The organism is Streptomyces sp. NPDC091287 (assembly GCF_044768525.1).
Lineage (GTDB): Bacteria > Actinomycetota > Actinomycetes > Streptomycetales > Streptomycetaceae > Streptomyces.
The window spans coordinates 104,403-121,454 of sequence record NZ_JBIVUV010000014.1 but is presented as its reverse complement, the minus strand read 5'-3'; the positions used below and the strand labels follow the sequence as shown (position 1 = coordinate 121,454).

Here is a 17,052-nt window from a genome sequence, read left to right as displayed (position 1 = left end):
GGTGTGAACCCGCCCCATAGATAGTAAAGGGAACGCAAAGCAATGGGGAGTGGCGGGTGTCACACGGAGTGCCGCCCCGGGCGGCCACGGCATCCGCGATCTTGATGGCGAAGTTGCTCGGAGCCCTCGGGGTCGGCGGACCCTCGGGCGACACCGTTCTGGAGCCCGGCCCCGCATTGCCCGGAGGCCTCCTCACCGGGGAGGTCCGCCTGCGGGGCGGCGGATCGGACGTGACGGTCGACCGGATGTCGCTTCTCCTCGTCGCCCGGGTCGAAATGGAGAACCAGGACGAGGAGCACGAGGGCACGGTCGTCCTCGAACGGTTCACCGTCGGCGGTGGGTTCCGGCTGGCCAAGGAGGCCGAGCACACGGTGCCGTCCACCGTCACCCTGCCGTGGGAGACGCCGATCACCGAGCTCCACGGCCAGCACCTCGGCCCCGTGCTCGGCATCCGGACAGAGCTGGAGGTCGCGGGAGCGCGGGACAAGGGCGTCCGGCTCGCGGCGGGCTTGGCCGTCGATCATCGCCGTCTCGGAGACGGCTGCCTCAGCCGGACGACCGGCGAGCCCCGTTCGGGGCCAGGCGGTCGGCGAGAGCGTCCAGATCCGGCACGAACCAGATGTCCCGGCCCCGATTGGCCTCGCGGACGAGGTCGGGGAGGGCCGAACTGGCCGACAGATGATGGCCGATGTCCCCGAGGACGACGAGGCGCAGCCGGTAGTTCGCGAACTTCTGCAGGATGGCTCCGGCGAGGCCGGTGCTCAGGTCGAAGAAGCGGTCGTCCAGCCGTGCGGACGGCACCGCGACCACCTCCGCACAAGCGAACGCGGCCCCGATCAGATGGTCGAGGGCGTCCTGAACGTCGGCGATGGTGACTCCGGCGGCGTCGCACACCAGGACCGGAACACCGTGGTACGCAACGACGTCAGGCACGGTCCGCCCCCTGTGTGGACGTGGAGGCTGAGGTGAACAGGCCGCTGTCCGGGCCCAGCAGGCCGTCGATCATGTGCAGCAGATCGGCGGTGGCGGCGGCGCCGCCGAGAATGACGATCTTCATCCGGGTTCGCTCCTCGTCGTAGACCGTCTGGATGCGCAGAGGGTCCGACACGTCCCGCCCGGACTGCGCGCCCGCCGTGACGAACGTGCTCAGCCGGTGCGCGGCGTCCGGACCGAGCGCGTCGATCTGCACGATGCTGGACACCTCCACATGCCCCGGCGCGGATGTCGGTTGCGGGGTCGTGTCGTCGGTCGGGCGACCGGCCAGGGCGGCCAGATCCTCCTTGTGGACCCGGTACTGCTTGCCGATCCGGACAGCTTTGAGCCGGCCGTCGCGTACGTAGTTCCGGACGGTCCGCACATGCAGCCCCAGCAGCTCGGCCACCTCGCCGACCGAGTAGAGCTCCTGCTCGTCATTCCTCATAATTCCGTATCCTACGTTAAACGGCTCTCTGCGGACTCTCATGCGCGAGAATAGCGTCGTTTAGGGAATATCGCGGCTCGTGGTCACCCGCCCCGGACGTACTCGGCGGGTGCGACGAGGCCCGGAGTAGGACAGTGGGAAAGCCCCGGTAGCGAGGCGGGAAACGAACGGCCGGCCACGGACACGGCCGCCCACGGACAAGGAATCCCATGAACCCCGAACACCGGCCGCCCGATCCGCAGCACCAGCGACCCGAAGGCGTGACCGACAGGACTGTCGAGGCCCTCGGGGCACTCTCGAAGGCGCTGGAGACCGTCGAGCGTGCCCGCGGCGCCCTCTACGACTTCCATCAGCTCACCGGGAGCGCCGACCTCGCGCTCGACGACGCCGTACGACTGCTCCGCGCCGCGGGGCAGGGAGAACACGCCGAGCGGGTCGAACGGGAGATCCTCGGCCGCAACGTGATCCCCGGGCACTGGACCTTCCAGATCGTCGAGGAGTACAACACCACTTACTACGACGTGTTCCGGACGATCGAACGTGAGATCAGGCAGGCGCTCGCCGAGGGCCGCGACCACCTCTACGAGGCCGAGATGAAGGCGACCAGGCGGACCGAGGGGCATCCGGACCACACCGCCGAGTGACGGGCGGTCGCCGTCCTCCGGAACCCGCCCTCCTGCCGTCACCGAACGTAGCCGCACGAGATGCGGACCGGACGGACTCCGGTGACGCTGGGGCTCCGGTCGCGCACGCAACGTTGGTTGCCGACGGAGGACCGAAGACGGAGGACACGCCATGAACCTGTACGACACCCCGATGGAGCGAGCCCGCCGCAACCGTGAACGGGCCGAGGAGCTGGGCCGTGCCGCAGACCGGGCCACCGACCCCGAGCACCGGCAGCGGCTGCGGGAGAAGGCGCTGCGGCTGCTGCGCGAGGAGCCGACGGCCGAGTCCCGCCCTTCCTGAAGGCCTGTCGCAGTGGTCGCGTTCGAACGCGACCACCTCCTAATCCCTGACTTTGAGGAAGCGCATCCGGGTCGCGCCATTGCTGTCGGTGCCGCCGGCCTCGGCGTCGGAGATCTTGCCGCCGGTGAGGACGAACATCAGGTGCAGGCGGACCGTCCGGGGGCCGGAGGCGACCGTGTACTCGGTCATGATGTGTGTGGTTCCGCCCTGCTGCTCCTGCCTTGTCGCGTTGATCGCCGCGATCTGGGTGAAGCTCGTCAGGAGGGTGTCCGTGGTCTCGTCCCTGAGCCAGCCGATGATGTAGCCGCTGCCGCCGGTGGCGGAACCGAGCGCGTACCGTACGTCGCTGTCGATGTGGTAGACGCCGGCTTCCGGGAGCACGATGTCGGACTCGGGGATCGGCACGTCGGTACCGGCGCGGGCCAGAAGGTCGGCGTGCTGCCGCTCGGCGTTGAGGAACGCGCTCACCGGTGTGAGGCGGGCGCCGATCTCCCACTTCTCGGGGCAGCCGGGCGCTCCGGTGACATCGATGTCCACGGACCGTTCGATGCCGGTGTTGCCGCCGGGAGCGAGACCCGTCAGGTCGATCCGCGGCACGAGTAGTCCGCCGGTCGTGTTCCGTGCGGCATTGCACGGGGAGGGGTCCAGGGAAGGCGTGTCGGGTGCGTACAGACACCCGTCGCTGCCCCGGGTGATGGCGTTGTCCCGGTCGGTGGAGAGACACGGAGGGCGGGCGGTGGCGCAGCCGTCCTGGCAGGAGGCGACGGGGATGACCGGCGGGACCGGGGCGTAGGGGGTCGAGCCGTCGAGGGTGTCGGTCGTGCAGGTGACCGCACCGTCGCAGTTGCGGCAGGTCGTACGGAGGAACGGTCTGCCGCAGCCAGGGGCGGACGCCTGGACCGTGAGGACGAAGCTGTCGACGGTCCACTGTTTGGGGCCGACTCGGCAGGCTTCGTCGTTACCTGTCTCCAGGTTGAGCTCGACGACGATCCTTCCCGCGAGGACGTCAGCCAGGGGCACGGTGGTCGGTGGGATGACGCCGTTGTCGTCTCCACCCGCCGGCAGATCGGGTGGGCCCAAAAGTTCGGTGCGGACCGGGGTCGTGCCGTTCCACAGAGCGAAGCGGCCGTAGAGCCGGCAGGCCGGGTTCCTGCCGTCGTTGTGGACATGGACCGAGGCGCTGATCGTGACGCCGGTGGGGTTGCCGCGCAGTGACGCGGGGTCGATGTGCACGACGCCGGCGAGCCAGGTGTGCTGGCCGTTGTGCGTCCCGTCGTCGGCCGGGAACACTCCCGTGCCACTGTTCAGGATGGTCTGGGCGACGACAGGGTCCAGTGCTGCATGGGTGTTGGCGATGGTGTAGTACGGCGTCGGGTCGGTGGTGCTCGCGGTCGCTGTGACCCGGTACGGCGCGGAATCGCGCAGTGGGGTCGTCTCGCAGTGCTCGCACGGCTTGGAGCCGGGGCAAGTCACGGGAGGGCAGGGCGGATTGGAGGGCCGACAGTCGCCGATGGCGATCGGTGACTGCCCACAGCCGCATGCGCTCATGGGTCAACTCCATGGAAGGGAAGGGTTGTTGGTGGCTTCGCTGAGCTCCGTGCAGCCGATGAGTGGAAGAAGGCCTTCCGGCGGCCCGTTGGCCGCGGGTGTGTCCCGACATGACGCCGACCGTCATCCGGCTGCGTGTTCCCGCAGCTGGTCATGGCCTGGGGTGGGCAAGGGGAATGGCCATGTCGGCCCACTTCTGCGATTCACTACTGGGTAAACCGCTCCGGGCGCTTGGACATTGACCTACCTGAGGCTCGGTCAGTTGTCTTCTTCGTTGCCATCTCCAAGGTACTGTCCCGTGATCTGTCAGGCATTACCCCGTAAGAGTGGATGATTCCCCTTCGAGGCGGCGGAGCGCTCGTGCTTCTGCCGGTGTCTCGCCGGTGTGCGGGAAATGTCGATTGCCCGGGCGGTCGTCGCCCGGGTAGCGTCACGCGCCGTGACCCCGACCCTGCGCACCGAGAGGCTCCTGCTGGAGCCGTACGCCCCCGAGGACGAAGAGGACTTCGTCGCCCTGTTCCAGGACACCGAGGTGTCCCGATGGTTGGGTGACGGCCCTTCCACCGAGGCGGAGGACCGGGCCCTGTTCGGGCGGGTCTTCACCAAGGTCTACGCCCAGGACCTGTTCGCCGTCTGGGCTGTGCGCCGCGACGGGATCCTCGTCGGGCACGCCGAGATCAAGCGGACCGACGCCGTCGACGGCCACGAGATCATCTATGCCCTGGCCCCCACCGCATGGGGATCCGGCCTGGGAACCGAGCTGGCACAGGCCGTGGTCGCCCACGGTTTCGACACCCTCGGACTGACCGAGGTCCACGCCACGGTCGCCGCCGCGAACGAGGCCTCGCTGACCCTGCTGCGCAGAATCGGCTTCGAGCACAGGAGGGACATCGAGGAGGACGACGGCAGTACCACCCGTGTTCTGACTCGTCACTGCTGAGGCGAAGAACGCGCCCTTCACCCGGGCGGGCCCGCGGAGCCGCCCGATGCCCGCCCCGTCCAGTTCGACGTCGGCATCCCCATCGCCACGCCCTCAACCGGCGTCTGACCGGAGAAGGTTCAGCCCGCGGGCGCCACGATCGCGCCCTCCACGCCATGACGCTTCAGGGCGTCGGCGACGAAACCGACCGCCTTCATCTCCTCCACGAACGACGCCAGCAGCTCCTGCGCCGCAGCCCCTCGCCCGGCCGGCACCCCCATGGCCTGCCGGATCACCATGAACCGCCCCGGCAGTACCCGTACGCCCCCGGCCCGTGCGGCCTCGGCCTCCAGCAACTGCCGGATACCGGCGGCCACCTCGACCTCACCCGCCCGCAGGGCCGCGAGCGCGCGAGGGGCGCCTTCCAGCCGGACGATCTCGGCCCGGCGGATCTCGCGGGTGAGGAAGAGGTCGTACGCGGACCTGGCCCCGACCGAGATCCGGGTGTCCTCGCGGTCCACCTGGCCGTTCTCGGAGATCGGGGACGCCTCCGGCACCAGATACGCACCCTCGATGAGGACGTACGGGGCGGTGAACCGCAGACCCTCGCCCCGGGCGGGATCGACAGCGAAGAATCCGATGTCCGCCTGCTCGGCCCGCACGGCGTCGACCGACAGTGCGGCCCTCTCGAAGGCCACCAGCTCGACGGGCACCCCGAGCCGCCGCCCGAACTCCCTCGCGAGGTCGACGGAGACCCCGGCCGGCTCGCCGCTCGCCGGATCCCGGTGGGCCAGGATCGGATTGCCGAGGTTGATCGAGGCACGCAGGGCGCCGCCGGGCGCAAACGTGGAGGTGAGGGCGGGAGACGCGGGCTGCTGAGTCATGGCGTCGAGTCTACGAGTGAGCCCACCGGGGTCGAGGGGGCGTACGGAACGACCCGCGGGGGGCACGGGACGGCTGCCCCTTTGCCCGCCGCGGTCGCAGGACGCGGGTTCGGCCACCGTCCGGGGCCTCAGGCCCCCACCTGGCCGTCCACCCCTTCCCTCAGCAGGTCCGCGTGACCGTTGTGGCGGCCGTACTCCAGCAGGACGTGCACCATGACCATGCGCAGCGAGACCTCCTTCTGCCAGCGCGGCTGACGCCCCACCAGATCCAGTGAGGCGGCCTCCCGTTCGATACGGCGCGAGGTCTCCACCTCAGCCTCCCAGGCGGCGAACGCCTCGGCCCGGGTCGAGGCGCTCGCGTCGTACGCCGCCTGGAAGTCGAAGGGCTTCTCGGACCACACCATGGGGGCCGCCCCGTCCTCGAACACCCGCCGGAACCAGGCGCGTTCCACTTCGGTCAGGTGGCGCACCAGAGCCAGCAGGGACAAGGTGGACGGCGGCATCGACCGCTCGCGCAACGCGTCGTCGCCCAGCCCCGCGCACTTCATGGCGAGGGTCTCCCGCTGGTAGTCGAGAAAGGCCCTCAGCGTCTCGCGCTCGCTCCCCAGCAGCGGAGGCGCGATCCGGTCGTCGTCCGTCATGATGATGTTCCCCTGTCCGTGTTCCGGCCGACAGTATGACCGGCCGACGTCCCGGCCTGATCCGAACGGCAGGCCGTGGGGGAGTGTCCGCAAAGCCCCCCGCCGACGCGGTTCAGGACAGCCGTACCTTGACCGTCTGCGTCGCCCCGCGCGTCCCGGAGAGGTCGCCGAAGACGAGGCGCAGCGACGCCCCCGCGGTCGCCGATGTCACCGTCGCCGGCTTCGATACGACCGAGGCGACGGCCCGGTTCCACGTGAGCGTCAGGCTCGTCCGCATCCGCATGGGGTCACTCACGCAGACCGTCGCCGTTCCGTCGGCGTGCTCGGTGACCATCACCGAGCACGGGGCGTCCGCCACCAGCGGCCCGACGCTCCCGCCGAACCAGAAGTTGACGGCGGTCAGCCCGAGCCGGTCAACCGCCACCCCCTGCTGATCGTCCGTGTTGGCGAGCACCCGCAGCCAGCCGCTGTCCGCCGCCCGTGCCGCCGTGCGCTGTTCGGACGCGCCGGGCAGGAGCTGGTACGCGTACGTGGCGTCCGACGGGTCCTGGCCGTGGTCGAACCAGAGGGTGAGGTATTTCCGGGAGACCGGATCCGTGGAGCCCGCCGTGTTGATGTCGCGCCAGCGGCCCGTCCGGTCCTCCCGCAGCGCCTTCACGGTGCCCCCGCCCGGGAAGACGTAGCCGCCATGCCCGGCGAGATGCGCCCAGGACGCCCCGGTCAGGGTCGCCGACCAGGGGAACGTGAGGGGTTTCACCGAGCCGTCGACGGTGAACGGGGCGTTGCCCGTCGGGCCGAGATTGCGGTTGTCGACGGTCGTCTCCACGGCCGCGCCATCGCGGCCGTGGATGCCCGCGCCCAGGCACACGACGGTGTCGTCGAGGAAGAACCACGACTTCTTCGCCATCAGCGTGCTGGAGAGTCCCTTGAGGTACTGGCCCACGGCAGCGCGCTTCCCGTCGGTGACCCCGCCGACCCAGTTCACATCGGGGAGCGAGGTGCCCCAGTCGCCGCCCGCCCCGTCGGCGAGCACCTTGCGCGAGGCCGTGGTGCCGGGCAGCCGGTACGGGTCGACGGTGGGCCAGAAGGCGTCGCTGTACTGGCCGTTGGCGAAGGTGTCGCCCCACCAGTAGAGCATCCCCGACCCGGTGTGCCAGCCGCGCAGGTTCTCGCCGTTGCCGGTCTCGTAATAGGTGATCCGCCGGTCGGCCATGCTCAGCGACGCTGCCCAGCCCGGACGGCGGTGGGTGGCCCGCGCCATGTCGGGGAAGAGCCGGTGGCCCTGCGGCTCGGGGACCGGAGTGAGCGAGGTGTCGTCCAGGACGTCCTTGATCCGGGCCAGCGCGGTGAGCCCGAGGGAGGGGCTGCTCAGCGGCGGGCTGTAGTAGTCGCGCTGCGCCCAGCCCTTGACGAGCCCCCGCCACCGGTTGTTCTCCGCGTCCGACGCGCCCCGGCCCAGCAGCACGACGGAGGCGAGGATCGGGTGTCCACGCCGGTGGTCGTCGACCTCGCCCCGGCTGATGGCACGCCCCGCGACGGCGTCCATGACGAGGCCGTTGAAGAGGAACGGGGCCCAGGCGTTCTCCACCGCGTCGAACACCACCTGCCGCTTCGGGTCGGTGACCTCCCAGGTGGTCCCCTTGAGCAGCGCGAACAGCAGGCCGAGTCCGCCGAGCATCACCGATCCGTAGCTGCCGGTGTACGGCACGGTGGTGTGCTGGATGAACGAGCCGTCCGCGTACAGGCCGTCGCCCCTGGTCACCAGGGGGAAGACGGGGGAGAGGGCGTCCCGGGCCAGTGCGATCTTCGCCGCGTTCCCTCCGACGACCCCGCGCAGGGCCAGGACCCGGCACAGGTCGACCCGGTTCGCCCCGGTGCTGGTCCCGGTGTACGAGGCGACCGCCGAGTCCGGTACGAAATGGTCGACGGCGGCGCAGTACCGCGTGAGCCGTTCCGGGGCGATGGCGTCGTACATCAGCACGCACACGTCCAGCAGGGCCTGCGGCGCGCCGATCTGCCAGCTGTACCAGTTTCCGTACCGGGCCCGGCCGTCGTTGTAGACCTGGGTGTTGAGGTGCTCCAGGCCGGTGAGCACCGCATCGCGCAGCCCGGTGTTCCCGGTCAGGCCGGTGCCCTGCTGGCGGTAGGCCTGCGCCAGGGTGTTCAGGCGGATGAAGCTGTCGGCCATCCGTCCCGAGAAGACGTACGACTCGGCGTCCGTGTCCGGGTCCGGATCCGCGAACACCGCGTCGGGCCAGAGCGAACCCTCCGCCGGCGCCATGGTCTCCAGCAGGCGCGAGGCCTTCGCGCCGAGATCGGCCAGCCGGCTCTTGAAGGGTTCGGCGGTCGGGCTGAACCCCTCGCCGAGGATCAGCGCGCTCCAGGTGGTGCGGAGCGCTGCGTACGGATCATCCTCAGGGGCGGCGGTGGCGGCGCCGGGCGTGGCGAGCATCAGCGCTCCGCCGCCCGCGGCGGTGAGCGCCGCTGAGGTGGCCAGGAAGGTACGGCGGGACCAGGCAGAAGTCATGGGGGAGCTCCGGGTCGGTGACGTGTCTCCGCCGGGAACCCGGCGCGCGGGGCGCTGAACTGTTCCCGGGATCCGACTGTTCTGAGCGGGCGGGCACTTTCTAGCAGCCGCCAGACGACTCGCTCAATGACTTTGGCCGAATTGATCGTATCGATCGTTTCTCGGGGAGTGTATGGCCGCTCCGGTCGTGAACCGGCGTGCGCCCGTCGCGCCGGGGCAAAACCCCGCTCGGATCGTTTCGAGCGGATGTGATCGATATGGTTGAGGCAATGCCGGACGGGTCCCGGGAGGCAGCCGTGCGGGAACAGGAGCCCGAGCGGTTCCCGTCGCCCGGGCGGCGGCCGATCGGCCGCCGGAACACCGTCAGGCCCGAGCCCAGCCGTCTCCGAGCCCAGGGGGATCCATGCGACTGCACGTCGACCAGCGCCACGAGCGGGTGCTGGAGCTCGTCCGCGAGCGCGGCAGCCTGCGCGTCGCCGAACTCGCCGAGGAACTCGGCATGTCCGCCGTCACCCTGCGCCGGGACGTCGAGGCGCTGGCCGCGCAGGGCCTGGTGGAGCGGCTGCACGGCGCGGTGGTGTGGCCCACCGGGCAGTCCCGGCCCGGCCCCGCCGCCGCGCCCCCCGCCGAAGGGCTGGTGGTGGGCATGGTGGTGCCGACCACCGAGTACTACTACGCGGACGTCGTGCGCGGCGCCCGGCAGACCGTCGAGGCCGCCGGCGCCCGCCTGACGATCGGGCTCTCCCGCTACCTCCCCGACGAGGACGCGGCCCAGGCCCGCCGACTGCTGTCCACCGGTGCCGACGGACTCCTGCTGACGCCCAGCTGGGAGCGCGGCTGTCCGGAGCAGGGCGAGGGGCTGTGGGCGGTGGAGCAGGAGGTCCCGGTCGTCCTGGTGGAACGCTCGGCACCCCTCGGTCATCCGGCGGCGGGCCTGGACCGGGTGCGCTCGGACCATGCGCACGGCGCCGCCGAAGCGGTGGCGCACCTGGCCGGGCTCGGGCACCGGGCGATCGCGCTCGCCGTGCAGGACAGCCCGACCGCTCCCCGGCTCCGGGTCGGATACCGGGCCGCCGTGGAGGCGCTGGGGCTGACCCCGGTGTCGACCGCTCCGCTGGACGATGCTCCGTCGCGGTCGGAGGCGAAGCGTTTCGAGCGGACCCTGGAGTACCTGTGCGAGGCCGTGGCGAGCGGCAACGTGACCGCCGCGATCGTGCACAGCGACGCGGACGCGATCGTCCTCATCCCGCGGCTCCAGGCCCGGGGCGTGCGGGTGCCCGAGGACCTCGCGGTGATCGCGTACGACGACGAGGTCGCCGGCCTCGCCGATCTGCCGCTCACCGCCGTGGCCCCGGACAAGCATGCCGTGGGGGCCGCCGCCGCCCGGCTCCTGCTGGACCGCCTGGGTGTGACGGAGCCCGGCGCGACGGACCCGAGGGCGGGGGAGGCGGGCCGGAGTTCCGCCGCCCGCAGGCACCTGGACATCCTGCCCAGCCTGCGGATCCGGGTCTCCTGCGGGGCGGTCGCCGCCGCCCCCTGACGGAAGAAGTGCCGCGCGAGGAGCCGTGCCCGGGCCAACAGGCCCTGCGGGTACGGCTCTTCGCGTGTCCAGGGGGCGATGGCTCGGAGCAGGGCCTCCGACTCGTAGATGATCGATTCGATTGAATTGGTCATTTGCTCTTGACGGCGATCACTTCCGCGCAAAATGATGTGTGCCGTTCACCTCATCTCCCGCAGTTCGAGGTCCCGTAGGAGTCGGCCCATGCCCTGTAACGCCCGCACGTCCCGCCTCGCCCTCGCGGCGTCCGCCGCCTCACTCGCCCTGCTCGTCACCGCCTGCGGCGGTGGATCGGGGTCGGACGCCTCGGGTTCCGGCGGCGGCAAGCCCGTCACCCTCACCTTCTGGTCGTCCGCCTTGGGCGCCAAGGAGACGGCCGAGGCGTTCAACAAGACGCAGGCCGGCATCAAGGTCAAGTTCTCCTTGGTGCCCGCGGGGCCCGAGGGCGTCACCAAGCTGTCCAACGCGGTCAAGGGCGGCAACGCCCCCGACGTGGCCACCATGGACTACTCCGCCCTGCCCGAGTACGCCAGCGAGGGCAACCTGGTGGACCTCACCCCCACCTCCGGAGAGCTGGTGAAGAAGGAGTTCCCCCAAGCGGTCCAGTCCCTGGTCAACCTCGGCGGCTCCACCTGGGCGGTCCCGTTCGACGTCACGCCCATCCAGCTCTTCTACCGCAAGGACCTGTTCAAGAAGCACGGCGTCGAGGTGCCGACGACCTGGGCCGCATACCGCACGGCCGCCGAGAAGATCCAGCGGGCCGACCCCGACGTCGCCATCACCAACTTCGGCGGCGGCGACCCCGCCCTGCTCTCCGGCCTCGCCTGGCAGGCCGGCGCCCAGTGGTACGGCACCAACGGCGACGCCTGGAAGGTGAACATCGACGACCCGGCCTCCCGCAAGGTCGCCGCCTACTGGGACGACCTCCTCGCGGACGGCCTCGCCTCCAAGACCCCCCTCTGGGGCGAGGGTGAGGCCAAGGAGCGCTCCACCGGCAAGGTCGCCACCGTGATCGGCGCCGCCTGGAGCGCCGGGACCTTCCCCGTCAGCTACCCCGACAACAAAGGCAAGTGGGGCATAGCCCCCCTGCCCACCTGGGACGGCAAGCCCAGCACCGGCATGTACGGCGGAACCTCCTACATCGTGCCCAAGGGCAGCGAACACACCGAGGCGGCCGCCGAGTTCATCAAGTGGGTCACCACCGACCCCGCGGCCATGACCGCCCGCCTCAGCTCCCTCAAGGCCCCCAGCAGCGCCCTGCCCGCCAACGAGGGCATGCGCGCCGCGGCGGCGAAGGAGTTCGACACCTCCTACTTCGCCGGCCAGGACGTCTACGCCGTGGCCGGCGAGGCCGCCGACACCATCGTGCCCGGCTGGACCTGGGGTCCGGTGCAGCAGCAGGTCGTCTCGGCGCAGATGGCCGCGGGCAGCGACCACACGAAGATGCTCAGCTCCGGTCAGGCCAAGGGTGAGACCGCGGTCACCGACCGCGGTCTGAAGCTCGACAAGTAGCCGCACGGCTGCCCGGACACACCGTGCCGGGCAGCCCGCCCCCCTCTCCCCGCCCACCCCCCATCCAGCCGAAGGAGCATCAGGTGGCAGCCCCACTCGCCCGGCCGGCCAAGACCCCGGCGCCCCAGGCCGCGCCGCCGCCCGCGGGGCCCGCGGTTCCCGCCGGCCCGGCCGGTTCCGCCGGACCGGGAAAGCCGGGCGGCCCCGGCACCCGACGCGGACAGCGCCGGGCGGTCGCCCTGTTCACGATCCCGTTCTTCGCACTGTTCACCGCCGTCACGGTCCTGCCGATGATCTACGCGGCCTGGATGAGCCTCTACCGCGAGGAGTCCTCCGGCCTGGGATTCGGCGGCACCGAGCGGGTATTCGCCGGATTCGGCAACTTCACCGAAGCCCTGGGCAACGAGGCGTTCCTCCGCTCGTTCGGGAACATCGCGCTCTACTGCGCGCTCTACATCCCCGCCATGGTCGGCGGAGCGCTCATCCTGGCCCTGCTCGTCGACTCGACCATGGCCCGGGCCCGGCGCTTCTTCCAGATCGCCTACTTCCTGCCGCACGCGGTACCCGGCCTGATCGCCTCGCTGATCTGGCTCTACCTCTACACACCGGGGCTCAGCCCGATCACCGACGCCCTCGACGCGCTCGGCGCCCAGTGGAACTTCTTCGGCCAGGACGAGGCGATCTTCTCGGTCGTCAACATCTCCGCCTGGCAGTGGACCGGCTACAACATGATCATCTTTTACGCGGGTCTCCAGGCCGTTCCCCGCGAGGTCCTGGAAGCGGCGACCGTCGACGGAGCCGGAGCCCTGCGCACCGCCCTCCAGGTCAAGATCCCCATGATCCGGCCCACCGTCGTCCTGACCCTGCTGTTCACGTGCGTCGGCGCCATCCAGCTCTTCGACGCCCCCAAACTCGTACAGCTGCGCGCCAACACCATGGGCGAGGACTGGTCGCCGACCATGTCCATCTACACCGCGGCCTTCAAGGGCCACGACTACGGCCTGGCCGCCGCGAGCTCCCTCCTGCTCGCCCTCGTCGCCGGCCTGCTGTCCTTCGTCGTCACCAAGCTCGGCAACCGGTGGAAGGCCTCATGAGCACCCAGACAGCCACCCCCGACGCACCGCCCGCGCCGACACCGCCCCGCCGCGCCGGACGCCGTTCCACCCCGCCGCCCGACCGCCGGGGGCGGGGGATCACCTCCCGCGTCATGGTCAACGGAGTCCTCGCCGTCGTCGCCGTCTACACCCTGATGCCGCTGACCTGGCTCCTCATCGCCTCCACCAAGAGCTACCGGGACCTGTTCGCCACCAACCCGTTCAGCCTCGGCGACTTCCAGTTCCTGGCCAATCTGAACGCCCTCCTCGACTACAACGACGGTGTCTTCGTCCGCTGGCTGCTCAACAGCCTCCTGTACACCGTCGTCGCCTCCGGACTCTCCACCCTCATCTCGGTGGCCTGCGGCTACGCCTTCGACAAGTACGCCTTCCGCGGCCGGGAGCGGTGGTTCGGAGTCGTCCTCGTCGGCGTCCTCATCCCCTCGACCGTCGTCCAGCTCCCGCTCTACCTGATGGCCTCCGAACTGGGCCTCGTCAACACCTACTGGGCCGTCCTGATCCCCAGCCTGGTGAACCCGTTCGGCGTCTACCTGGCCCGTGTCTTCTCCGAGGGGTACGTACCGGGCGAGGTCCTGGAAGCGGCCCGGATGGACGGCGCGGGAGAGGTGCGGACCTTCAGAGAGGTAGCCCTGCCGATGCTGGCGCCCGGCTTCGTGACCATCTTCCTGTTCTCCTTCACCGCGAACTGGAACAACTTCTACGGCGCGCTCATGATGCTCAACGACGACCGGCTCTACCCGGTCAACCTGGGCCTCTACATGTGGAACCAGAACGTCTACCAGCAGCCGGAGCTCTACCCGCTGGTCATCATCGGCTCGCTCGTCGCCGTCGTCCCCCTGATCGTCGCCTTCCTCTGCCTCCAGCGCTTCTGGCGCTCGGGCCTCACCGCAGGAGCCGTCAAGTGAGCCACTCCGCCGCGCCCCAGCGGACCCGCCCCCGCACCGTCCTGGCGATGAGCGGCGAGACCCGCGCGGCGATCCTGGCCCCGGAGGCCCTGGACCGGCTCACCCGCGTCGCCGACCTCGTCCCCGGCCTCCTCGTCACCGACTTCGGCGCCGACGACCCCGCCCAGCGCATCGGGCTCCACGAGGCCGAGGTCCTGTTCACCGGCTGGGGCTGCCCGCCGCTCGGCCCGGCGGCCCTGAGCGCCATGCCCCGGCTGCGCGCGGTCGTCCACGCCGCCGGCTCCGTCAAGCACCACATCACCCAGGACGTCTGGGACCGGGGCATCGCCGTCAGCACCGCCGCCACGGCCAACGCCTTCCCGGTCGCCGAATACACGGTCGCGGCGATCCTCTTCGCCAACAAGCGGATCCTGGAGAGCGCCCGGGTCTACCGCGAGGACCGCTCCCGGGTGAACCTCCTGAGGCGCTTCCCCGCCGTCGGCAACTACCGCCGCACCGTGGGCATCGTCGGCGCCTCCCGCATCGGACGCCGCGTCGTCGAACTGCTGCGCCCCTACGATCTGCGCGTCCTGGTCCACGATCCGTACCTGGACGAGGACGGGGCCCGGACCCTGGGCGTGGAGCGCGCCGCCCTCGACGCCCTGGCGGCACAGAGCGACGTCGTCAGCATCCACGCCCCCGAACTCCCGGCGACCCGGCATCTGTTCGACGCCGGGCGCCTCGCCCTCATGCGGGACGGGGCGACCCTCGTCAACACCGCACGCGGCTCCCTGGTGGACACCGACGCGCTCGTGAAGGAACTGGTCGCCGGGCGTCTGAACGCCGTGCTCGACCACACGGAGCCGGAAGTCCTGCCCGCCGACTCACCCCTCTACGACCTGCCGAACGTCCTTCTCACCCCGCACATCGCCGGGTCCCAGGGCGGCGAACTCCACCGACTCGCGGACGCCGCCGTCGACGAGCTCGAACGTTACGCGCGCGGTCTGCCGTTCGCCCACGCGGTGGACCCCCGCACCCTGCACCAGCAGGCCTGACCCGTACCCGTACCCGTACCCCATTCCTGCCCGCCGGGAGCACCCGCCGGGGGACGCCCCGTCGGGTGTGCCCCCGGCACAGCGTCACGCGGCGTACGCCCGCCCCGAAGGCAGCACCGCGATCATCCGGGCCACGGTGCGGGCCATCGCGTCCCGGCCGTCCGCCAGATAGCGGCGCGGGTCCACGACCCGGTCGTCCCGGGCCAGTCGCTCCCTTATCGCTCCGGTCATCGCGATGTTGAGCGCGGTACCGATGTTGACCTTGCGGATCCCGCCCGCCACGGCGCGGGCCAGTTCCTCGTCGGAGGCCCCGGACGAACCGTGCAGCACCAGGGGGACCGGCACGGCCTCCCGCAGTCTGTCCAGCAGACCGTGATCGATGACGGCGTCCCGCGAGGTCATGGCGTGCGAGGTGCCGACCGCCACGGCCAGCGCGTCGACCCCGGTGGCCACGACGAACGACCGTGCCTCGTCGGGATCCGTGCGGGCCCCGGGCGCATGGGCGTCGAGCGCCGGCTCCCCGTTCTTCCCGCCGACCTGCCCCAGCTCGGCCTCCAGCCACAGGTCCCGCTCGTGCGCCCACATGACGGCGGCGCGGGTGGCCGCCAGGTTCTCCGTGTACGGCAGCCGGGCGGCGTCGAACATCGCCGAACTGAAACCGCAGTCCGCCGCCCGGTGCAGCAGCTCGGTCGACTGCACGTGATCGAGGTGCAGGGAGACGGGTACGGCGGCCTGGTCGGCCACCTCCGCCGCGGCGCGCGCGAGCGGCCGCGGCCGGCCCCGGTGGTAGGCGACGGCGTTCTCGCTGATCTGCAGGATCACCGGCGATCCAGCGGCCTCCGCGCCCTCGGCGATGGCTTCCGCGTGTTCCAGGGTGATGACGTTGAACGCGGCGACCGCACGGTGCTGTGCGGCGGCCTCGGCGATCAGATCGCCGGTGGCGGCGATGGGCATGGCGACTCCGGGGTGAGGGACCGTCGGGCGGAGGGTGCGGCCGGGGCCGTCAGACCGTGCTGCTGAGGATGACCGAGCGGGTGAGGTGGCGCGGCCGGTCCGGGTCGAGACCGCGGGCGTTCGCGATGGCCAGGGCCAGACGCTGCACCCGGACCAGCTCCGCCAGCGGGTCGAGGCCGCCGGCCACCCAACGGGCACCGGTCGCGTGCACCTCGTCCATCAGCCCGGACGGCGCCTCGCCGAGCATCCAGGTCGCGGTGGAGCGGGTGGAGATGCTGATCGGGCCGTGCCGGTACTCCATCGCCGGGTACGCCTCGGTCCAGGCCAGCGCTGCCTCGCGCATCTTCAGCGCGGCCTCGTTGGCGAGCCCCACGCTCCACCCCTGCCCGAGGAAGGTGAACTGGCTGCACTCTACAAGACCGCTGGGCAGCGGCTCGGCGAGCGCGACCTGGGCGTCCTCGACGACCGCGTCGGTGTGCAGGCCCAGATGGGCGCGGAGCAGGGTCAGCGCCGAGGTGGCGAAGCGGGTCTGGACGACGGACTTCTCGTCGGCGAACTCGAGCACGATCGTGTCGTCGGCCATCGCAGCCATCGGGGTGTCGGGGTCGCCGATGACCACCGTGCGGCGGGTCGTGTCACCGATCTTCCCGAGAAGTCCGAGCACCTCGGTCGTGGTGCCGGAGCGGCTCAGCGCCACGACCCGGTCGTACGGGCGCCCGGTCGGGAACTCCGAAGCGGCGAAGGCGTCGGTCTCGCCCTGCCCGCTGCCCTCCCGGAGGGCCGCGTAGGCCTGGGCCATGAAGTACGACGTACCGCAGCCGACCACGGCGATGCGCTCGCCGGCCGCCGGAAGCCGGTGGGCGAGCCCGTCCGCCATGCCGGCGGCCACCTGCCAGCAGTCGGGCTGACTGGCCAGCTCCTGAGCCACGTGCGTCATCTGTGCTCCCTGTTCCCGGGCGGTCGATGCTCGAAGCTGCATATTAGGCAAGCATTTCAAGCAATATCAAGCAGACGGCTGTGCAAGCCGCCTGCGATGCCCGGCCGATGGAGCGGCCTGGGGTGCCGAGAG

The 17,052-nt window shown here is 70.9% G+C and carries 16 protein-coding genes and 1 pseudogene; 9 read left to right on the top strand and 8 right to left on the bottom strand.

Annotated elements, in window-relative coordinates:
- Positions 1 to 98: 98 nt before the first annotated feature.
- Positions 99 to 491 (top strand): annotated as a pseudogene (locus ACIQRW_RS23995) (sporulation protein); the annotation flags it as partial.
- 55 nt (positions 492 to 546) lie between these two features.
- Here the strand turns inward: ACIQRW_RS23995 and ACIQRW_RS23990 are convergent.
- Together ACIQRW_RS23990 and ACIQRW_RS23985 are read right to left on the bottom strand one after the other, a co-directional pair.
- Positions 547 to 933: a DUF4180 domain-containing protein gene (locus tag ACIQRW_RS23990; RefSeq protein WP_403763848.1), complete on the bottom strand. Its 387-nt coding sequence runs from the start codon at positions 931 to 933 to the stop codon at positions 547 to 549.
- The gene (locus ACIQRW_RS23985) at positions 926 to 1,420 is read right to left on the bottom strand and encodes a helix-turn-helix domain-containing protein (protein WP_403763846.1); all 495 of its coding nucleotides are present in this window, start codon (positions 1,418 to 1,420) and stop codon (positions 926 to 928) included. The genes ACIQRW_RS23990 and ACIQRW_RS23985 overlap by 8 nt, the downstream gene beginning before the upstream one ends.
- 209 nt (positions 1,421 to 1,629) lie before the next feature.
- Here ACIQRW_RS23985 and ACIQRW_RS23980 point away from each other — a divergent pair, with 209 nt between their 5' ends.
- Positions 1,630 to 2,064, top strand: coding sequence for a hypothetical protein (locus tag ACIQRW_RS23980; RefSeq protein WP_403763844.1), 435 nt, complete (start codon positions 1,630 to 1,632; stop codon positions 2,062 to 2,064).
- 151 nt (positions 2,065 to 2,215) lie between these two features.
- Positions 2,216 to 2,386, top strand: a complete 171-nt coding sequence (locus ACIQRW_RS23975) for a DUF6381 family protein (RefSeq protein WP_265597540.1) — start codon at positions 2,216 to 2,218, stop codon at positions 2,384 to 2,386.
- 39 nt (positions 2,387 to 2,425) lie between these two features.
- Here the strand turns inward: ACIQRW_RS23975 and ACIQRW_RS23970 are convergent, their stop codons facing one another.
- A complete protein-coding gene (locus ACIQRW_RS23970) occupies positions 2,426 to 3,859 on the bottom strand; it encodes a hypothetical protein (RefSeq protein WP_403763841.1) in 1,434 nt (477 codons plus the stop codon).
- Positions 3,860 to 4,373: 514 nt separating this feature from the next.
- Here ACIQRW_RS23970 and ACIQRW_RS23965 point away from each other — a divergent pair.
- Positions 4,374 to 4,874: a GNAT family N-acetyltransferase gene (locus ACIQRW_RS23965; RefSeq protein ID WP_403763839.1), complete on the top strand. Its 501-nt coding sequence runs from the start codon at positions 4,374 to 4,376 to the stop codon at positions 4,872 to 4,874.
- Between the two features lie 119 nt (positions 4,875 to 4,993).
- Here ACIQRW_RS23965 and ACIQRW_RS23960 read toward each other — a convergent pair whose 3' ends face one another.
- The 3 genes from ACIQRW_RS23960 to ACIQRW_RS23950 form a co-directional block, all read right to left on the bottom strand.
- Positions 4,994 to 5,737, bottom strand: coding sequence for a transporter substrate-binding domain-containing protein (locus ACIQRW_RS23960; RefSeq protein ID WP_403763837.1), 744 nt, complete (start codon positions 5,735 to 5,737; stop codon positions 4,994 to 4,996).
- A gap of 128 nt (positions 5,738 to 5,865) precedes the next feature.
- Positions 5,866 to 6,378: a DinB family protein gene (locus ACIQRW_RS23955; RefSeq protein ID WP_403763835.1), complete on the bottom strand. Its 513-nt coding sequence runs from the start codon at positions 6,376 to 6,378 to the stop codon at positions 5,866 to 5,868.
- Positions 6,379 to 6,490: 112 nt separating this feature from the next.
- On the bottom strand, positions 6,491 to 8,905 hold the full coding sequence (locus tag ACIQRW_RS23950) for a polysaccharide lyase 8 family protein (RefSeq protein ID WP_403763833.1): 2,415 nt from the start codon (positions 8,903 to 8,905) through the stop codon (positions 6,491 to 6,493).
- A gap of 403 nt (positions 8,906 to 9,308) precedes the next feature.
- Between ACIQRW_RS23950 and ACIQRW_RS23945 the strand changes: the two genes are divergently transcribed.
- From ACIQRW_RS23945 to ACIQRW_RS23925, 5 genes are all read left to right on the top strand, one after another.
- Complete coding sequence (locus ACIQRW_RS23945; protein WP_403763831.1) at positions 9,309 to 10,445, top strand: substrate-binding domain-containing protein; 1,137 nt, start codon at positions 9,309 to 9,311, stop codon at positions 10,443 to 10,445.
- A 222-nt stretch (positions 10,446 to 10,667) separates the two neighbouring features.
- Positions 10,668 to 11,975: an ABC transporter substrate-binding protein gene (locus ACIQRW_RS23940; RefSeq protein ID WP_403763829.1), complete on the top strand. Its 1,308-nt coding sequence runs from the start codon at positions 10,668 to 10,670 to the stop codon at positions 11,973 to 11,975.
- Between the two features lie 83 nt (positions 11,976 to 12,058).
- Complete coding sequence (locus ACIQRW_RS23935) at positions 12,059 to 13,069, top strand: carbohydrate ABC transporter permease (protein ID WP_403763827.1); 1,011 nt, start codon at positions 12,059 to 12,061, stop codon at positions 13,067 to 13,069.
- Positions 13,066 to 13,995, top strand: a complete 930-nt coding sequence (locus tag ACIQRW_RS23930) for a carbohydrate ABC transporter permease (RefSeq protein ID WP_403763825.1) — start codon at positions 13,066 to 13,068, stop codon at positions 13,993 to 13,995. Before ACIQRW_RS23935 ends, ACIQRW_RS23930 begins: the two co-directional genes overlap by 4 nt.
- Positions 13,992 to 15,029, top strand: a complete 1,038-nt coding sequence (locus tag ACIQRW_RS23925) for a hydroxyacid dehydrogenase (protein WP_403763823.1) — start codon at positions 13,992 to 13,994, stop codon at positions 15,027 to 15,029. The genes ACIQRW_RS23930 and ACIQRW_RS23925 overlap by 4 nt, the downstream gene beginning before the upstream one ends.
- Before the next feature lie 84 nt (positions 15,030 to 15,113).
- Here the strand turns inward: ACIQRW_RS23925 and ACIQRW_RS23920 are convergent, their stop codons facing one another.
- Together ACIQRW_RS23920 and ACIQRW_RS23915 are read right to left on the bottom strand one after the other, a co-directional pair.
- Entirely contained in the window at positions 15,114 to 15,983 is an 870-nt protein-coding gene (locus ACIQRW_RS23920; RefSeq protein ID WP_403763821.1) for a ketose-bisphosphate aldolase, read from the bottom strand.
- 49 nt (positions 15,984 to 16,032) lie between these two features.
- Positions 16,033 to 16,920 carry an SIS domain-containing protein gene (locus ACIQRW_RS23915; protein ID WP_265597528.1) on the bottom strand — a complete coding sequence of 296 codons (888 nt, stop codon included), beginning with the start codon at positions 16,918 to 16,920 and terminating at the stop codon, positions 16,033 to 16,035.
- Positions 16,921 to 17,052: the final 132 nt, after the last annotated feature.

Bases quoted from the DNA above. Each gene is read 5' to 3' on its own strand.
- ACIQRW_RS23985 (WP_403763846.1), bottom strand. From the start codon at position 1,420: ATGAGGAATGACGAGCAGGAGCTCTACTCGGTCGGCGAGGTGGCCGAG.
- ACIQRW_RS23980 (WP_403763844.1), top strand. From the start codon at position 1,630: ATGAACCCCGAACACCGGCCGCCCGATCCGCAGCACCAGCGACCCGAA.
- ACIQRW_RS23975 (WP_265597540.1), top strand. From the start codon at position 2,216: ATGAACCTGTACGACACCCCGATGGAGCGAGCCCGCCGCAACCGTGAA.
- ACIQRW_RS23960 (WP_403763837.1), bottom strand. From the start codon at position 5,737: ATGACTCAGCAGCCCGCGTCTCCCGCCCTCACCTCCACGTTTGCGCCC.
- ACIQRW_RS23955 (WP_403763835.1), bottom strand. From the start codon at position 6,378: ATGACGGACGACGACCGGATCGCGCCTCCGCTGCTGGGGAGCGAGCGC.
- ACIQRW_RS23950 (WP_403763833.1), bottom strand. From the start codon at position 8,905: ATGACTTCTGCCTGGTCCCGCCGTACCTTCCTGGCCACCTCAGCGGCG.
- ACIQRW_RS23945 (WP_403763831.1), top strand. From the start codon at position 9,309: ATGCGACTGCACGTCGACCAGCGCCACGAGCGGGTGCTGGAGCTCGTC.
- ACIQRW_RS23940 (WP_403763829.1), top strand. From the start codon at position 10,668: ATGCCCTGTAACGCCCGCACGTCCCGCCTCGCCCTCGCGGCGTCCGCC.
- ACIQRW_RS23930 (WP_403763825.1), top strand. From the start codon at position 13,066: ATGAGCACCCAGACAGCCACCCCCGACGCACCGCCCGCGCCGACACCG.
- ACIQRW_RS23920 (WP_403763821.1), bottom strand. From the start codon at position 15,983: ATGCCCATCGCCGCCACCGGCGATCTGATCGCCGAGGCCGCCGCACAG.
- ACIQRW_RS23915 (WP_265597528.1), bottom strand. From the start codon at position 16,920: ATGACGCACGTGGCTCAGGAGCTGGCCAGTCAGCCCGACTGCTGGCAG.